Origin of the sequence: Actinomycetospora sp. CA-101289 (genome assembly GCF_050955895.1) — a bacterium.
GTDB lineage: Bacteria > Actinomycetota > Actinomycetes > Mycobacteriales > Pseudonocardiaceae > Actinomycetospora.
Genome location: NZ_CP192093.1, coordinates 1,088,886 through 1,104,178 on the forward strand (window position 1 = coordinate 1,088,886; position 15,293 = coordinate 1,104,178).

The window sequence follows — 15,293 nt, forward strand, 5'->3', positions numbered from 1 at the left end:
CGACCTCGGCCCGCACACGCGGAGCACGGCAGCTTTAACACCCGCGTCTGCGGACCTCGGCCCCGGATCGGCCCGGACCGGCTCGCGATCACCCCCGACCCGCCCACGAGTGGATGTTGCGCCGCCCGGACGTCGGGGGTGTGATGTGGCAGCCGCCACGCCGGAGTTGGTCGGCAACCTGTGCCCGCAGCCGTCGCGGACGAATCCTCGTCGGTGTGTGGGTGCGGTGTTCGAACACCACCACCACGTCCTCGGCCCTCGACGTCCGGGCTCCGGTGCCACGCCGTCGAGCCGAGTGAGGAGTGAGGTCCATGGCACGCATCCGGACCACCGTCGACGGACTCGTCTACGAGGACGACGTCGAGCCCCGCATGCTGCTCGTCCAGTACCTGCGCGAACGACTCGGCAAGACGGGCACGGTGATCGGCTGCGACACCAGCAACTGCGGAGCGTGCACCGTCCACCTCGACGGGTTGAGCGTGAAGTCCTGCTCCGTCCTGGCCGTCCAGGCCAACGGCAGCGAGGTGCTCACCATCGAGGGGCTCGAGCGTGACGGTCAGCTGCACCCGATGCAGCAGGCCTTCCACGACAACCACGCGCTGCAGTGCGGCTACTGCACGCCCGGCATGATCATGCAGTCGATCGACCTGCTCGGGGAGAACCCCGACCCCACCGAGCAGGAGGTCCGGGAAGGCATCGAGGGCAACCTCTGCCGCTGCACCGGCTACCAGAACATCGTGCGTGCGGTCCAGGACGCTGCCTCGAAGATGAAGCCGGGCAGCTCCCCGGCCGCCGAGGCCGGCGCCAAGCAGACCGTCGCCGGCGGAGGCGCCTGATGACGACCACGGAGAACCCCACCACGCCGACCACGGAGATCGGCCGTGACCGGCGCCGCAAGGAGGACCGCCGGCTCATCACCGGGCGGACCCAGTGGACCGACAACAAGGCCCTCACCGGCCTGCTGCACATGGCGATCGTCCGCAGCCCGTTCGCGCACGCGAACGTCAACGCCATCGACACCTCGGCCGCCAAGCAGGTCCCGGGCGTCGTCGCCGTGTACACCGCGGCCGACATCGGGGCCGACCAGGTCCAGCTGCCCTGCGCCTGGCCGATCACCAAGGACATGAAGTCCCCGCAGCGACCGGCGCTCGCCGGCAGCCGCGTGAACTTCGCCGGCGAGGGCGTCGCCGTGGTCGTCGCCCGCAGCGCGGCGATCGCCAAGGACGCGGCCGACCAGGTCGAGGTCGACTACGAGCAGCTCGAGCCGGTCCTCGACATGGAGGACGCGCTCAAGGACGGCGCCACCCTCGTGCACCCCGAGCTGGGCACCAACCAGAACGCCCAGTGGATTTTCGACTCGGGCGAGGCGGGCTCGGGCGGCAGCCTCACCGAGGCCCTGCAGAAGGCCGAGTCCGACGACGACCAGATCGTCGTGCGACGCCGCTTCCGTCAGCAGCGACTCGTGCCGGTGTTCATGGAGCCGCGCTCCACCGTGGTCGACCCCAGCGGCGAGCAGCTGGTCATGTGGTCGTCGACCCAGGTGCCGCACATCCTCAAGACGATGCTGGCGCTGACGCTCGGGCTGCCCGAGCACAAGATCCGTGTCATCGCGCCGGACGTCGGCGGCGGCTTCGGGGGCAAGCTGCAGGTCACCCCCGAGGAGGTCGTGACCCTGCTGGTGGCCCAGAAGCTGGGCAAGCCGGTGAAGTGGACCGAGACCCGCTCGGAGTCGCTGCTCTCGGCACACCACGGCCGTGACCAGATCCAGGACCTGACGATGTCGGTCACGAAGGACGGGCAGATCACGGGCCTGGGCGTCGAGCTCCTGGCCGACATGGGTGCCTACCTCGGCCTGGTCGGGCCGGGCGTGCCGGTCCTCGGTGCGTTCATGTTCAACGCGATCTACAAGATCCCGGCCTATCGGTTCGACTGCACCAACGTCTTCACCACGAAGACGATCACGGACGCCTACCGCGGCGCCGGGCGCCCCGAGGCCACCTTCGGCATCGAGCGGATGATGGACGAGGTCGCCCTGGAGCTCGGCATGGAGCCGATGGAGTTCCGGAAGAAGAACTGGATCCGGAACGACGAGTTCCCGTACACGACGGTCAGCACGATGACCTACGACTCGGGCAACTACGAGGCCGCCACCGAGCAGGCCATGCAGATGTTCGACTACGACGGTCTGCGTCGCGAGCAGGAGGAGCGTCGCCGCCGCGGCGACGTCAAGCAGCTCGGCATCGGCATCTCGACCTTCACCGAGATGTGCGGGCTCGCCCCGTCGCGCGTGCTCGGCTCGCTGGACTACGGCGCCGGCGGCTGGGAGACCGCGTCCATCCGGATGCTCCCCACCGGCAAGGCCGAGGTCGTCGTCGGCGTCAGCCCGCACGGGCAGGGCCACGAGACCGCGTTCTCGCAGATCGTCGCCGACCAGCTCGGCGTCGGCTTCGACGACGTCGAGATCCTCCACGGCGACACCCAGTCGTCCTACCGGGGCCTCGACACCTACGGTTCGCGCTCGCTCGTCGTCGGTGGCATCGCCATCGTCAAGGCGGCCGAGAAGGTCATCGAGAAGGCCAAGCCGATCGCCGCGCACATGCTCGAGGCCTCCGAGGGCGACCTCGAGTTCTCCGGCGGGCGGTTCACGGTCAAGGGCACCGACAAGGGCGTGGGCATCGCCGACATCGCGCTCGCGGTGTTCGCGGCCCACGACTACCCGGAGGGCATCGAGCCCGACATCGACGCCCACGCGACCTTCGACCCCGAGAACTTCTCGTTCCCGCACGGCACGCACCTGTGCGCCGTCGAGGTCGACACCGAGACCGGCATGGTCTCGATGTACAAGTACGTCTGCGTGGACGACGTCGGCAACGTGATCAACCCGCTGATCGTCGAGGGCCAGGTGCACGGCGGCCTGGCGCAGGGCATCGCCCAGGCCCTGTTCGAGGAGGCCGCGTACGACGACCAGGGCACGCTGCTCTCGGGCACGCTGGTCGACTACACGCTGCCCAGCGCGGCGGACCTGATCCACTTCGACACCGCGAACACCACCACCGCGTCGACCACCAACCCGCTCGGGGTCAAGGGCGTCGGCGAGGCCGGGACGATCGCCTCGACCCCCGCGGTCGTGAACTCGGTGCTCGACGCGATCCGCCACCTCGGTGTCAAGGACATCGACATGCCGACGACGCCCTACCGCGTCTGGTCGGCCATCCAGAAGGCGTCGGGCACCGCCGGTCGCGGCGACGAGGCGAACATCGCCTCGCCGGGCGCCGGTCTGGGCTCCACGGCCAGCGACATCTCGAAGGGCGACACCCAGGGAGGACACCTGTGATCCCGGCCCAGTTCGACTACGTCCGGCCCACCACGGTCGACGAGGCGCTGCAGGCGCTGCGTGACGGCGGGGACGACGCCAAGATCCTCGCCGGCGGGCAGAGCCTGCTGCCGGTGCTGCGGCTCCGCATGGCGGACCCGTCGCTGATCATCGACCTCAACGGCATCGCCGAGCTCAAGGGTGTCCGAGAGGAGGGTGACCGCATCGTCGTCGGGGCGATGACGTCGCACTACGACGTCACCCGCGACGACACGCTGCGCCAGCACGTCGCGCTCATCCAGGAGGCGACCAAGACGGTCGCCGACCCGCAGGTGCGCCACAAGGGCACGCTCGGCGGGGCCCTGGCCCACGCCGACCCGGCCGGCGACCTCGCCGCCCCGGCGCTGGCCCTCGAGGCCGAGTTCGTCATCGCGGGCGCCAGCCGAGACGGGTCCGGGACGAGCACCCGCACGGTGGCGGCGGCGGACTTCTTCGAGGACTACTTCACGACCGCCATCGGCGACGCGGAGCTCCTCACCGAGATCCGCTTCCCGAAGTACACCGGGTGGGGCGCGCGGTACGAGAAGTTCAACCGGGTCGCCCAGGCCTGGTCGATCGTCGCCGTGGCCGCCACGGTGAAGGTCGACGGGGGCACGATCTCCGACGCCCGCATCGGTCTGACCAACATGGCGGGCACCCCGGTGCGCGCCCGGGCCGTGGAGTCGGCCCTGGTCGGCCAGAGCGCGACCGAGGAGAATGTCCGCAAGGCCGCCCAGGCCGCCGCCGAGGGCACCAGCCCGACCGCCGACGCCGACGCCGGTTCCGACTACCGCGAGCACCTCGCACGGGTGCTCACCGGTCGGGCCGTCCTCGCCGCCGCGGGCTGACGCTCCCGCGTCGACCGCCGTCCGACGACCCGTTCGTCACGACGCCCCGGCCCGCCCCCGCCTCGCGGGGGCGGGCCGCCGTCGTGAACCGCACCCTCTCGGAGGTACGCCAGTGAAGCTCGAGAACGAGTTCACCGTCCCGGTGGACATCGACACCGTGTTCGACGCCCTGAACGACCCGGAGAAGGTCACGCCGTGCTTCCCCGGGGCCACCCTCGACTCGCGCGACGGGGACGACTTCACCGGCACGGTCAAGGTGAAGCTCGGCCCGATCTCGATGACCTACAAGGGCAAGGGCACGTTCATCGAGCGCGACAAGACCAACCACAAGGTCGTCGTCGACGCCCAGGGCCGTGACTCGCGGGGCAACGGCACCGCGTCGGCCAAGGCCACGCTGACGATGACCGACGAGGGCGGCAAGACCAAGGTCAACGTCCTCACCGAGATGCAGGTGACCGGCAAGCCCGCGCAGTTCGGCCGCGGCGTGATGGCCGACGTCGGAGACAAGATCCTCGGTCAGTTCGCGACGTGCCTCGCCGACGAGTTCGGCAGCGCGTCCGGCGGGCCGGCCGCGGCGGGCGTCAGCGGCACCGACACCGCCGCGTCCGGCGGCAACGGCACCGCCCCGGCCCCCGAGGCCGTGTCCGGTGGCTCCGGCGCGCCGGTCACCGGGCCGCCCTCGCCCGCCCCGGTGGCGTCCGGCTCGGGCGCGCCCGCCGCGGCGGCCATGCCCACCACGGTGGCCGAGGCCTCGAAGGGCGACCAGGGCGCCAAGCCCGGCGCGTCCGTCGGCGGGGCCGCGAGCGGCACCGGCCAGGCGGCCGCCCAGCCGAGCCAGCCGCGTCGCCAGCAGGTCGAGGCCATCGACCTGCTCGACAGCTCGCGCGACGCGATCCTCAAGCGCATGGTGCCCGTGGGCATCGGCGCCGGCGTCCTCGCCGCGCTGATCGCGATCATCCTGGTCGTGCGCGGGCGTTCGTCCTAGTCGCGTCCGTGTTCGCAGCGATGGGCCCCTTCGGTCGAGTAGACCGACCGGAGGGGCCCTTCGCCCGTGTCCGGGGTCCCGCACGGCACAGTGACGACCATGACCGCCTCCCCGACCTCGCGCACCGCGGTCCTCCTCGACGCGCTGCACGGGGGGACACCGCTGGTGCACTGCGTGACGAACCTGGTCGCCACGAACTTCTCCGCCAACGCGCTGCTCGCGCTCGGCGCGTCGCCGGCGATGGTGGAGGACCCCGAGGAGGCCGGCGAGCTCGCCGCCGTCGCGGGTGCGCTCGTCATCAACACCGGGACGATGTCGCCGGCGCGCGCCGACGGGATGCACGCCGCGGTCGTCTCCGCCCGCGGTGCGGGGACGCCGTGGCTGCTCGACCCCGTCGGCGCCGGCCCGCTGACCATGCGCACGCGGGTGGCGGGGCACCTGCTCGACCTCGGGCCGACGGTCGTGCGCGGCAACGCCTCGGAGATCCTCGCGCTGGCCGGACAGGAGGGCGGGGGTCGCGGGGTGGACGCGACCGCCTCCGTCGAGGACGCCGCCGGCGCCGCCGACGAGCTCGCGCGCCGGCACGGCACGGTGGTCGCCGTCAGCGGCGTGGTCGACCGGCTCACCGACGGGTCCACCGTGCACCGCGTCGCCGGCGGCCACCCGCTGATGGGCCGCGTGACGGCCATGGGCTGCGCGCTGGGCGCCCTCACCGCCGCGTTCCTCGCCGCCGCCCGCACCACCGGTGACGACGCGCTGACGGCCGCCGTCGCCGCGCACGCCGTCGTCGGCGCCTGCGGGGCCGCCGCCGGGGCGACCGCCCGCGGGCCCGGGTCGTTCGTCCCCGCGTGGCTGGACGAGCTGGCGGCCCTCGACACCGCCGCCGCGGCCGGCACCGACGCGCTGGTGGACCCGGCGTGACGCCGCTCGATCCCCGCCTCTACCTCATCGTCGACCCGGTGCACGGTCCCGGCGACCCGCTCACCGTGGTGCGCGCCGCCGTGGCCGGCGGGGTCACCGCCGTGCAGGTCCGCGCGCCGGACGCCACCGGCCGCGAGCTGTTCGCGGCCACGCGGGCGGTGCTCGACGCGCTGCGCGACGCCGGGGTGGCGGTGATCGTGGACGACCGCCTCGACGTCGCGCTGGCCGCCGGCGCCGACGGTGTGCACCTCGGCCGGAACGACGTCCCGCCGGAGGCCGCGCGCCGCGTCGCCGGCCCGGGGCTGTCGATCGGCTGGTCGGTGACCGGGCCCGACGACCTCGATGCCGCCCGCGCCCTCCCGGCCGGCACGATCGACCTCCTCGGCATCGGCCCTGTGTTCGCGACCGCCACCAAGCCCGACGCCGCCCCGCCCACCGGCGTCGACGGCCTGCGCCGGCTGTGGGAGGACGCGCGGGCGCTCGGGCTGCCCGCGGTGGCCATCGGCGGGATCGGGCCGGACAACGCCGCCGAGGTCCTCGCCGCCGGCGTCACCGGGCTCTGCGTCAGCTCGGCGATCGCCGGCGCGCCCGATCCGGGCGCCGCAGCCCACACTTTGCGCTCCGCGCTCGTGAGCGCTCGCCCGTCGTGGGGCACGGACAACCACGCACAGGCCGGTGGCCCAGACTGATCCCGTGCGCCCCGGTCCCACGAACTCCCTCGTCGACGTCGCCGGCCTGCAGGTCGGGCACGCGCAGCTGACCGGGGAGGGCGCGCTGTCGGGGACGACGGTCGTGCTCCCGGGCCCCGACGGCGCGGTGGCGGGCGTCGACGTGCGCGGCGGCGGCCCCGGCACCCGCGAGACCGACGCCCTCGACCCCCGCACGCTCGTCGAGCGCGTGCACGCCGTCGTGCTCACCGGCGGCAGCGCCTACGGGCTCGCGGCGGCCTCGGGGGTCGCCGACATGCTCGGTGACGCCGGGCGGGGCTTCCCCGTCGGGCGCGGTCCGGGCGAGGTCGTGCCCGTCGTGCCCGGCGCCGTGGTCTTCGACCTCGGGCGGGGCGGGCGCTTCACGGCGCGTCCCACCGCCGACACCGGGGCCGCGGCGCTCGCCGCCTGCAGCGATGCCCCGCCCGCCGAGGGCGTCGTCGGCGCGGGCACCGGCACGCTCGTCGGCGGGCTCAAGGGCGGCGTCGGCACCGCGTCGGCGGTGCTGTCGGACGGGACGGTGGTGGCCGCGCTGGTGGTCGCCAACGCGGCGGGCTCCGCGGTCGACCCCGTGACCGGCGAGCTCTGGGGCTCCCGGCACCGGTACGACGGCGACGCCGAGCTCCCCGCCCTGCCCGCCGACCGGTCCGCGCTGCTCGCGGCCCTGCAGGAGGCGGCCGCCCCGCCGACGCTCAACACGACGATCGGCGTCGTCGCCACCGACGCCGGGCTGTCGGTGGCCCAGTGCGCCAAGCTCGCGGCGGTCGGCCACGACGGCCTCGCCCGCGCCGTGCGCCCCGTGCACGGGATGACCGACGGCGACACGCTCTTCGGGCTCGCCACCACGGCGCGCCCGGCGCCGGATCTCTTCGCGCTCCAGGAGATCCTCACCGCGGGCGCCGACTGCGTCACCCGCGCCGTCGTCCACGCCGTCCTCGCCGCCCGCTCGGTGCAGACGCCGGCGGGGCACTGGCGCGCGTACCGCGACCTGGTGGGGTGACCGCCTCGCGCGGCACCATGGAGCGCGTGGAGGGCTACCGCGAGCGGCCGGTGGCGCCCGGGGTGGTGCTCTGGGCCAGCGACGGGTCGGCGACGACGATCCTCCCCGACGGCTGCCTCGACCTGATCTGGAACGGCGCCGGCCTCGTCGTCGCCGGGCCGGACGCGGCCGCGCGACACCACGCGGGCGGTCCCCCGCACACGGGCCTGCGCTTCTCCCACGGACGCGGGCCGGCCCACCTCGGCGTCCGCGCCGACGAGCTGCGCGACACCACGGCGCCCCTGGCCGCCGTGTGGTCCGACGCCGCGGCGCGTGAGCTCACCGAGCGCGTCGCCGACGACCCCGCCCGCGTGCTCCCCGGCCTCGCCACGCTGCCGGGCGCCGACGACCGCTTCGGCGCCCGCGTGTTCGCTGCCCTGCAGCGGGGCGCCGGCGTCGCGGGCCTGGCCGACGCCCTGGGCACCACCACCCGCACCCTGCACCGGCGCTGCCTGCCGGTGTTCGGCTACGGCCCCCAGCACCTCGGGCGGATCCTGCGCCTGCAGCGCGCGCTGGCCCGCGCGCGGGCCGGGACGCCGTGGGCGGAGGTCGCCGCCGTCGAGGGCTTCGCCGACCAGCCGCACCTGGCCCGCGAGGTCCGCGCCCTCGCGGGCACGACGCCGGGCCGCCTACTGCAGTAGCGCGAACAGGTCCACCTGCGACCCGTCGGGGTCGTGCACCACGGCGTAGCGCATGCCCCACGCGGCGTCCCACGGCGCCAGCTCGCCGACGTGCCCGGCGTCGACCAGCGAGGTGTAGACGGCGTCGACCTCGGCGGGCGAGTCGCACCGGAAGGCCAGCGCGTTGCGCTTCCCGCCGCTCGGCGGGGTCCAGGACGGGTCGATGGAGCGGACCGTGGCCTCGGTGTCGAAGGCCAGGCGCATCCCGCCGCCGAGGTCGACCTCGACGTGGGGCTGGCCGTCGGCCTCGGGCGGCGCGTCGAGGCCCAGGCGGCGGTAGAAGGCGAGGGCGGCGGCCATGTCGGAGACGACGAGCTCGACGACGGTGAGACGGGGCGGCATGGCCGAGACCGTAGGCGCCGTCCGCCCCGCGGGGCTTGGAGCGATCGGACAGGATGCGCACGTGCCGCACGCCGAGGAGCGCACGCTGGGCTTCACCGCTCCGCTGCGCGCCGACAACCTCTTCGGTCACCTCGTGGCCACCGCGGTCCCGGGCGTCGAGGAGTGGCACGACGGCGCGTACCGACGCAGCCTCGACCTTCCCGGCGGGCCCGGCGTCGTCGCGCTGCAGCCCGGTGCCGACGGAATCCGCGCCGTCCTGACCCTCACCGACCCCGCCGACGCCGACCGCGCGACGACGCTCGCGCGCCGCATCCTCGACCTCGACGCGGACCCGGTCGCGGTCGACGCCACCCTGCGCGCCGACCCCGTCCTCGCCCCGCTCGTCGACGCCGCGCCGGGCCGCCGGGTGCCCGGCTCGCCCGACCCCGACGAGTTCGCGGTGCGCGCCGTCCTCGGCCAGCAGGTCTCCACCGCCGCCGCGCGCACCCACGCCGGCCGCCTCGTCCGCGGGCACGGCACGCCGCTGCCCGAGGGTTTCGCCGGCGCCGGCAGCACGCTCACCCATCTCTTCCCGAGCGCCGCCGCGCTGACGGCCGTCGACCCCGACGAGCTCGGCATGCCGCGCACCCGCAAGCGCACCCTGCTCACGCTCGTGCAGGCGCTGGCCGACGGCGACGTCGTGCTCGACCCCGCCGGCGTCCCCGCGGCCCGCGCGGCCCTCGGCGCGCTGCCCGGGATCGGGCCCTGGACGGTCGACTCGGTGGCCATGCGCGCCCTCGGCGACCCGGATGCGTTCCTGCCCTCCGACCTCGGGATCCGCGTCGCGGCCGAGCGCCTCGGGCTCCCGGGGCGCGACCGCGACCTCGTCGCGCGCGCCGAGGCGTGGCGCCCGTACCGGGCCTACGCGACGCAGTACCTGTGGGCGGCGCTGGACCACGCCGTCAACGTGATGCCAGGGTGAGCGCGTGGACGCCGACGACGAGATCTGGAGCGCGCTCGACAAGGTCGCGGAGACGCGGACCCTGCTCGTGGCCTGCGCCTTCGACGGCGCGCTCGCCGCGGACGACGGCGATCCCGCCCAGGCCCGCGCCGAGCAGCAGTCCTCCGAGGCGCTCAACGTCCTCATCGCCCTGCCCGCGACGACGGTGGCGGTGGTGTCGGAGCGGCCGGCCGAGGAGGTCGCCGAGCTGATGTTCCTCAGCGGCGCGAAGGGCGGGGGACGGGTCGTCGCCCCCGAGGGCGTCGACGCGCTGCGCGCCGAGGTCGGGGCCACCGCGGTGGTCGCGGTCGGCGTGCTGCCCGACCCGGTGCCCGGCGACGACGACGTCGTCATCGGCCTGGCGACGATCCTCGGGACCGAGGACGCCCCGTACCAGGTGGAGGACGTCGACGACGTCGCCGAGCTGCTCGAGGAGCTGGCGAGCCTGCGCCGCCGGGTCTGACCGTCAGAACAGCAGGCGGTCGCGGCCCTCGAGATCGAGCAGCGCGCGCTTGCGCTCCAGCCCGCCCGCGTAGCCGGTGAGGCTCCCGTCGGCGCCGACGACGCGGTGGCACGGCACGACGATCGCGACGGGGTTGCGGGCCATCGTCCCGCCGACGCGCCGCGCCTCGGCGGGGCCGAGGCCCACCGCGGCGGCGAGCTTGCCGTAGCTCACGGTCTCGCCGTAGCCGACGGCGGCGAGGCCGTCGAGGACGCGGCGGTCGCCCGCCGGGTGGGCGTCGAGGTCGACGGGCACGGTGAACTCCCGCAACGTGCCGGCGAAGTAGGCGTCGAGCTCGCGGCGGGCGAGCTCGAGTACTCGGCCCGCGTCCCCGTCCGGGAACCCTTCGCCGTCGCCGGGCGAGAACCCGAGCAGGGTCAGCCCCCGCGGTGACGCGTCGAGGTGCAGCGGGCCGATCGCGGTGTCGTGGACGACGCTCATGTCCTGGGGAACACCGACTCGGCCGAAAGCGTGGCGGTCAGCCGCCGGCGAAGGGCGGCAGGACGTCGACGACCGCACCCGATGCGGGCACCACGGTGCGGTCGCGCACGGCCACCTCGTCGAGCAGGAAGCTGGCGGCGGCGAGCACGCGGGCGAGTGCTTCGCCGTGGTCGGCGGCCAGGGCGGCGACGAGGTCGTCGACGGTGGCGCCCGCGGGGACGGTCACGTCCTCGCTGCGCGTGCCGGCGGCGGCCTTGGCGCCCGCGAAGTAGCGCACGGTCAGGGTGGTGGTGGGCGCCGAGGGGGCGCTGGTGGCACGGGTGGGCGCGCTCATCATCCTCCGATCGCGCTCATGGGACGGTCGGGCTGCAGGAAGCCGGGCTCGTCGATGCCGTGCCCGGGCTTCTTGCCCCACATCGCCACGCGCCAGGCGTCGGCGATCTCGTCGTCGCTGCCGCCGCCGCGCAGCAGGGCGCGCAGGTCGTTCTCGCTGCGCGCGAACAGGCAGGAGCGGACCTGGCCGTCGGCCGTCAGCCGCGTGCGGTCGCACGCGCCGCAGAACGGGCGGGTGACCGAGGCGATGACGCCGACCTTGGCCGGCGACCCGTCGTGGCCGGTCCACCCGTCGACGAGGAAGCGCTCGGCCGGCGCGCCGCCGCGCTCGGCCGGGTCGGGCAGGAGGTCGAAGCGGGTGCGCAGCGAGGCGAGGATCTGCTCGGCGGTGATCATGCGGTCGCGCTGCCACGAGTGCCCGGCGTCGAGGGGCATCTGCTCGATGATGCGCAGCTCGTAGCCCTCGTCGAGCGCCCAGGCCAGGAGGTCGGGCGCCTCGTCGTCGTTGAGGCCGGGCATGAGCACCGTGTTGACCTTGATCGGGTCGAGCCCGTGCTCCCGGGCCGCGCGGAGCCCGTCGAGGACGTCCTGGAGCCGGTCGCGCCGGGTGATCTCGGCGAAGCGCTCGGGGCGCAGCGTGTCCAGCGAGGCGTTGACGCGGTCCAGGCCCGCCGCGGCGAGGGCGGCGGCGCGGCGCGTGAGCCCGAGGGCGTTGGTGGTCACCGACATCTCCGGCCGCGGCGTGAGCGCGGCGGTGGCGGCGACGATGTCCTCGAGGCCCTTGCGCAGCAGCGGCTCGCCACCCGTGAAGCGGATCTCCTGCACGCCCAGGCGTTCGACGGCGATGCGCACGAGGCGCACCACCTCGTCGTCGGTGAGCGCCTCCTCGCTGGGCATCCACTCCAGGCCCTCGGCGGGCATGCAGTAGGTGCAGCGCAGGTTGCAGCGGTCGGTGAGCGAGACCCTCAGATCGGTGGCGACCCGGCCCCACGCGTCGACCAGACGGGCGTCGTCAGGTCGGCCGGTGGTGTCCGTGGTGGCGGTGTCGGCCCCGGGGACGGCCGGCACACCGAGATCGAGAACGGTCATCACCATCCACCCTAACCGCGGCGCGCGGCGGCGGTGGGCGACATCTCCGCAGGTGGGTGGCCCTGCGCCGCAGGTGCGGTGCGTCGTCCGGGCGACGCTGCGCACGTGCGGGCGCACGCCGGGCACAACGGTCCGATCGGAGGGGCTCAGGGACCCCGGGGGAGCAGGCCGTGGACGGCGGCGCGGGCGAGGCCGGCGGCGATCGTGCCGTCATCGTGGTCGGGAGTCGGGCCGCCGGCGAACGACTCGAGGAACGCGCTCATCTGGCAGGCGCCGAGCAGCAGCACCGCGGCGGCCCGCGGGTCGACCGCGGCGGCGACGCGGCCGGCGTCCCGCTCCGCGGCGAGGTAGGCCGCGACGGCGTCGACCACGGCGTGCGGACCGGTGCCCAGGCGGTCGAGCGCGGCACGGTGGGCGGCGAGCACGGCGGGTTCGGAGTACAGCGAGGCGGCCATCGGGAACGTCTCGCGGTAGAAGGCGAGCGCGTCGGCGGCGACCCCGGCGAGGACCGCCTCGACGTCCGCCGTGCCCACCCGGGCGGGCAGCGCGTCGAGCCGCCGGCCCAGCCCCGAGGGCAGGCGCTCGACGAGCACGGCGACGAAGAGCGCCGTCTTGTCCTCGAAGTGCTTGTACAGCGCGGCCTCGGAGAACCCGGCCTCGCGCGCGATCTCCTTGGTCGTCGCGCGGGCGAGGCCCCGGGTGCGCATCACCGTGTAGGCGGCGTCGAGCATGCGGTCCCGCGTGCTTGACCCGGTCCGCGGCATCCCGTCATCCTAGGTTGGTAAGTACTTACTCACCGAGGAGGGGCCGTGCGGGTCGTGCTGCTGGGGGCGTCCGGGCGCACCGGACGCGAGGTCGTGGCGCAGGCCCTCGCGCAGGGCCACGAGGTGGTCGCCGTCGCCCGCGCGGGTTCCGACGTGCCCGACGGGGTCGAGATCCTGCGGGCCGGCTTCGACGACGACGCCGCGGTCGAGGGGGCGGTGCGCGGGGCCGACGCCGTCGTCTCGGCGCTGGGTGGCCGCGAGCGGGGCCCACGGACGGTGTGCGCCGACGGTGTCGCCGCCGCGGTGACCGCCATGCGGGCCACCGGGGTCCGCCGGCTCGTCGTCGTCAGCGCGGCGGGGATGCCCGGCGAGGGCGACGACCTCCCGACGCGGTGGGTGCTCAAGCCGATCCTGCAGCGGGTCTTCCGCGACGCCTACGCGGACATGGCGCGGATGGAGGAGATCGTGCGGGCGAGCGGCCTGGACTGGACGATCGTGCGCCCGCCGCGGCTGGTGGACGGCGTGCGGACCGACCGCTACCGGCGCACGCTCGACCGCCACGTGCACGGCGGGCGCCAGGTCTCCCGGGCCGACGTCGCCGCCGAGGTCCTGCGGGCGGTGACCGACCACGACACCGTCGGGCACCTCGTGGCGATCGCGGACTGACACGCTCGGCCCCGGACGGGTGACACGCCGGGGCGATCGGGTCCCCGGGCGCGGCGCGCCGGGCCACTAGCGTCGGCGGCCATGTCCACCGGTCGGCGCCGCCGGGGCTGGCTGGTCCCGACCCTGCTGGTCGCCGTCCTGATCGCCGGGGCCGCGGGCGCGGTGATCGTGCTGCGCTTCCCCGACCTCGTGCCGGGTCCGTCGGCCACCGTGGTGCCCGTCGTGCGCGCCGACGTGGTCGCCGAGGTACGCGCGCCCGGCGCGGTCCGCAGCGCCGCCGAGTCCGAGGTGTCGTTCTCGGTCAGCGGCACCGTCACGGCCATCGAGGTGGCGCCGGGGACGCCCGTGCGGGCCGGTGACGAGCTCGCCCGCCTCGACACGGGGCCGACCACCGGCCGCCTCGACGCCGCCCGGGCCGCCCTCGACGCCGACCTCCGGGAGGTCGACCTCGCCCGCCAGCGCGTCCCCGTCGACGTGGTGGTCCTCGCCCGGGCGGAGGCCGACGCGGCCCGCGACCGCGCCGACGTGGGCGACGCCGAGCGGGCGCTCGAGGACGCCGTCCTGCGCGCCCCCCGCGACGGCACCGTGACCGCGGTGGCCGGCCAGGTCGGCGACCGGGTGCTCGCGGGCGCGCCCACCCCCGACGACGCGCCGAGCCGACGGCCCTTCGTGCGCCTCGCCGACCTCGGGGCGCTGGTCGTGCGGGCGTCGGTGGCTCCGCGCGACGTCGCCCGGGTCGAGGCCGGCCAGCCGGCGAGCGCGGCGGTGGACGGGGCCGGCCCGGCCGTGTTCGGCGAGGTCGTCGGCGTCGAGCCCGCACCCGGATCGGACGGCGCCTACGGGGTGACCGTGGCCGCCGCGACCCCGCCGCCGGCGCTGCGCGTGGGCCAGGGCGCGCAGGTGCGCGTCCTCGTGGCCCGGGCGATCGGCGTCCCGGTCGTGCCGGTCGAGGCCGTGCGGGTGACCGGCCCGGACCGTGGCACGGTGCTCGTCCGCGCGCCCGAGGGCCGCGGACCCGACCGGGCCGTCGCCGTGACGACCGGGCTCGCCGACGACGTGTCGATCGAGGTCCGGGACGGGCTGCGGGTCGGCGACCGCGTCGTCGTCCCGCGCACCCCGTTCGTCGGGGCGCGCCCGTGACCGCGCCCGACGAGGAGGACACCGACCCGCGGGCCGCCCTGCCCCCGCTCGCGCCGCCCGAGCGTCCCCGCCCGCGGCGGTGGGTGATCGGGCTGGCGCTGCTCACGGTGTTCGTGCTCGGGGTGGTCGGCGGGGTGCTCGCCGACCGCCACCTCGCGGTCGGGTGCCGGGGCTGCCCGCCGCCCGCGGGGGAGGGGACGCCGCTGGTGGGGACGGTGGAGAGCGTGGCCGACGGCCTGCTGGCGGTGCGCACGCCCGAGGGTCGGCTCGTGGTGGTGCGGGCCGCCCCGGACACCCGCGTGCTCGACGAGCGCCCCCGCGCCGGCGGGCCGGCGGGGCTGTCGCGCGGGACGCGCGTGAACGTGGTCGGGGTGCGGGACGCGGACGGGCTGCTCACCGCCCTCGAGGTCGGGGTGCCGGGCTGATCCGGTCAGGAATCGAGAAGCAGCGATCTGTGGGCCCTCCCTAGCGTTCTTCCTCGTCGGGAAGCGCACGGGAGGGGGCG

18 protein-coding genes are annotated in these 15,293 nt (G+C 75.5%); 13 read left to right on the plus strand and 5 right to left on the minus strand.

Annotated features, from left to right (window positions below):
* Positions 1 to 311 precede the first annotated feature (311 nt).
* The 8 genes from ACQPX6_RS05405 to ACQPX6_RS05440 all read left to right on the plus strand — a co-directional run bounded on the left by ACQPX6_RS05405 (position 312) and on the right by ACQPX6_RS05440 (position 8,493).
* A complete protein-coding gene (locus ACQPX6_RS05405; protein WP_433785994.1) occupies positions 312 to 836 on the plus strand; it encodes a (2Fe-2S)-binding protein in 525 nt (174 codons plus the stop codon).
* On the plus strand, positions 836 to 3,334 hold the full coding sequence (locus ACQPX6_RS05410) for a xanthine dehydrogenase family protein molybdopterin-binding subunit (RefSeq protein WP_433785996.1): 2,499 nt from the start codon (positions 836 to 838) through the stop codon (positions 3,332 to 3,334). Before ACQPX6_RS05405 ends, ACQPX6_RS05410 begins: the two co-directional genes overlap by 1 nt.
* Positions 3,331 to 4,200 (plus strand): FAD binding domain-containing protein, encoded by an 870-nt coding sequence (locus tag ACQPX6_RS05415; protein ID WP_433785998.1) that lies wholly within the window; start codon positions 3,331 to 3,333, stop codon positions 4,198 to 4,200. The genes ACQPX6_RS05410 and ACQPX6_RS05415 overlap by 4 nt, the downstream gene beginning before the upstream one ends.
* 112 nt (positions 4,201 to 4,312) lie before the next feature.
* Entirely contained in the window at positions 4,313 to 5,185 is an 873-nt protein-coding gene (locus tag ACQPX6_RS05420; RefSeq protein WP_433786000.1) for an SRPBCC domain-containing protein, read from the plus strand.
* Positions 5,186 to 5,284: 99 nt separating this feature from the next.
* Entirely contained in the window at positions 5,285 to 6,106 is an 822-nt protein-coding gene (gene thiM, locus ACQPX6_RS05425) for a hydroxyethylthiazole kinase (RefSeq protein ID WP_433786001.1), read from the plus strand.
* Positions 6,103 to 6,795: a thiamine phosphate synthase gene (gene thiE, locus ACQPX6_RS05430; RefSeq protein WP_433786003.1), complete on the plus strand. Its 693-nt coding sequence runs from the start codon at positions 6,103 to 6,105 to the stop codon at positions 6,793 to 6,795. Before thiM ends, thiE begins: the two co-directional genes overlap by 4 nt.
* 4 nt (positions 6,796 to 6,799) lie before the next feature.
* Complete coding sequence (locus ACQPX6_RS05435; RefSeq protein WP_433786005.1) at positions 6,800 to 7,813, plus strand: P1 family peptidase; 1,014 nt, start codon at positions 6,800 to 6,802, stop codon at positions 7,811 to 7,813.
* On the plus strand, positions 7,810 to 8,493 hold the full coding sequence (locus tag ACQPX6_RS05440) for a helix-turn-helix domain-containing protein (RefSeq protein ID WP_433786007.1): 684 nt from the start codon (positions 7,810 to 7,812) through the stop codon (positions 8,491 to 8,493). Before ACQPX6_RS05435 ends, ACQPX6_RS05440 begins: the two co-directional genes overlap by 4 nt.
* Here ACQPX6_RS05440 and ACQPX6_RS05445 read toward each other — a convergent pair.
* Positions 8,482 to 8,874, minus strand: a complete 393-nt coding sequence (locus ACQPX6_RS05445; protein WP_433786008.1) for a VOC family protein — start codon at positions 8,872 to 8,874, stop codon at positions 8,482 to 8,484. The genes ACQPX6_RS05440 and ACQPX6_RS05445 overlap by 12 nt on opposite strands.
* Before the next feature lie 61 nt (positions 8,875 to 8,935).
* On the opposite strand from ACQPX6_RS05445, the gene ACQPX6_RS05450 reads away from it, so the two are divergent.
* Both ACQPX6_RS05450 and ACQPX6_RS05455 read left to right on the plus strand, forming a co-directional pair.
* Positions 8,936 to 9,835, plus strand: a complete 900-nt coding sequence (locus ACQPX6_RS05450; protein WP_433786010.1) for a DNA-3-methyladenine glycosylase family protein — start codon at positions 8,936 to 8,938, stop codon at positions 9,833 to 9,835.
* 4 nt (positions 9,836 to 9,839) lie between these two features.
* Positions 9,840 to 10,316 carry a hypothetical protein gene (locus ACQPX6_RS05455; protein ID WP_433786012.1) on the plus strand — a complete coding sequence of 159 codons (477 nt, stop codon included), beginning with the start codon at positions 9,840 to 9,842 and terminating at the stop codon, positions 10,314 to 10,316.
* A 3-nt stretch (positions 10,317 to 10,319) separates the two neighbouring features.
* Here the strand turns inward: ACQPX6_RS05455 and ACQPX6_RS05460 are convergent, their stop codons facing one another.
* The 4 genes from ACQPX6_RS05460 to ACQPX6_RS05475 all read right to left on the minus strand — a co-directional run bounded on the left by ACQPX6_RS05460 (position 10,320) and on the right by ACQPX6_RS05475 (position 12,982).
* Positions 10,320 to 10,796 carry a methylated-DNA--[protein]-cysteine S-methyltransferase gene (locus ACQPX6_RS05460; protein WP_433786014.1) on the minus strand — a complete coding sequence of 159 codons (477 nt, stop codon included), beginning with the start codon at positions 10,794 to 10,796 and terminating at the stop codon, positions 10,320 to 10,322.
* A 37-nt stretch (positions 10,797 to 10,833) separates the two neighbouring features.
* Positions 10,834 to 11,130 carry a MoaD/ThiS family protein gene (locus tag ACQPX6_RS05465; protein ID WP_433786016.1) on the minus strand — a complete coding sequence of 99 codons (297 nt, stop codon included), beginning with the start codon at positions 11,128 to 11,130 and terminating at the stop codon, positions 10,834 to 10,836.
* Positions 11,130 to 12,218, minus strand: a complete 1,089-nt coding sequence (moaA, locus tag ACQPX6_RS05470) for a GTP 3',8-cyclase MoaA (protein ID WP_433786018.1) — start codon at positions 12,216 to 12,218, stop codon at positions 11,130 to 11,132. The genes ACQPX6_RS05465 and moaA overlap by 1 nt, the downstream gene beginning before the upstream one ends.
* A 146-nt stretch (positions 12,219 to 12,364) precedes the next feature.
* Positions 12,365 to 12,982 carry a TetR/AcrR family transcriptional regulator gene (locus ACQPX6_RS05475; protein ID WP_433786020.1) on the minus strand — a complete coding sequence of 206 codons (618 nt, stop codon included), beginning with the start codon at positions 12,980 to 12,982 and terminating at the stop codon, positions 12,365 to 12,367.
* 45 nt (positions 12,983 to 13,027) lie between these two features.
* On the opposite strand from ACQPX6_RS05475, the gene ACQPX6_RS05480 reads away from it, so the two are divergent.
* The 3 genes from ACQPX6_RS05480 to ACQPX6_RS05490 all read left to right on the plus strand — a co-directional run bounded on the left by ACQPX6_RS05480 (position 13,028) and on the right by ACQPX6_RS05490 (position 15,213).
* Positions 13,028 to 13,648 carry an NAD(P)-dependent oxidoreductase gene (locus ACQPX6_RS05480; RefSeq protein WP_433786022.1) on the plus strand — a complete coding sequence of 207 codons (621 nt, stop codon included), beginning with the start codon at positions 13,028 to 13,030 and terminating at the stop codon, positions 13,646 to 13,648.
* 81 nt (positions 13,649 to 13,729) lie between these two features.
* The gene (locus tag ACQPX6_RS05485; RefSeq protein WP_433786024.1) at positions 13,730 to 14,788 is read left to right on the plus strand and encodes an efflux RND transporter periplasmic adaptor subunit; all 1,059 of its coding nucleotides are present in this window, start codon (positions 13,730 to 13,732) and stop codon (positions 14,786 to 14,788) included.
* Positions 14,785 to 15,213 (plus strand): hypothetical protein, encoded by a 429-nt coding sequence (locus tag ACQPX6_RS05490; RefSeq protein ID WP_433786026.1) that lies wholly within the window; start codon positions 14,785 to 14,787, stop codon positions 15,211 to 15,213. The genes ACQPX6_RS05485 and ACQPX6_RS05490 overlap by 4 nt, the downstream gene beginning before the upstream one ends.
* Positions 15,214 to 15,293 lie beyond the last annotated feature (80 nt).

Coding starts and splice junctions, on each gene's coding strand:
- ACQPX6_RS05405 (WP_433785994.1), top strand. CDS start 312: ATGGCACGCATCCGGACCACCGTCGACGGACTCGTCTACGAGGACGAC.
- ACQPX6_RS05410 (WP_433785996.1), top strand. CDS start 836: ATGACGACCACGGAGAACCCCACCACGCCGACCACGGAGATCGGCCGT.
- thiM (WP_433786001.1), top strand. CDS start 5,285: ATGACCGCCTCCCCGACCTCGCGCACCGCGGTCCTCCTCGACGCGCTG.
- ACQPX6_RS05445 (WP_433786008.1), bottom strand. CDS start 8,874: ATGCCGCCCCGTCTCACCGTCGTCGAGCTCGTCGTCTCCGACATGGCC.
- ACQPX6_RS05460 (WP_433786014.1), bottom strand. CDS start 10,796: ATGAGCGTCGTCCACGACACCGCGATCGGCCCGCTGCACCTCGACGCG.
- ACQPX6_RS05465 (WP_433786016.1), bottom strand. CDS start 11,130: ATGAGCGCGCCCACCCGTGCCACCAGCGCCCCCTCGGCGCCCACCACC.
- moaA (WP_433786018.1), bottom strand. CDS start 12,218: ATGACCGTTCTCGATCTCGGTGTGCCGGCCGTCCCCGGGGCCGACACC.
- ACQPX6_RS05475 (WP_433786020.1), bottom strand. CDS start 12,982: ATGCCGCGGACCGGGTCAAGCACGCGGGACCGCATGCTCGACGCCGCC.
- ACQPX6_RS05485 (WP_433786024.1), top strand. CDS start 13,730: ATGTCCACCGGTCGGCGCCGCCGGGGCTGGCTGGTCCCGACCCTGCTG.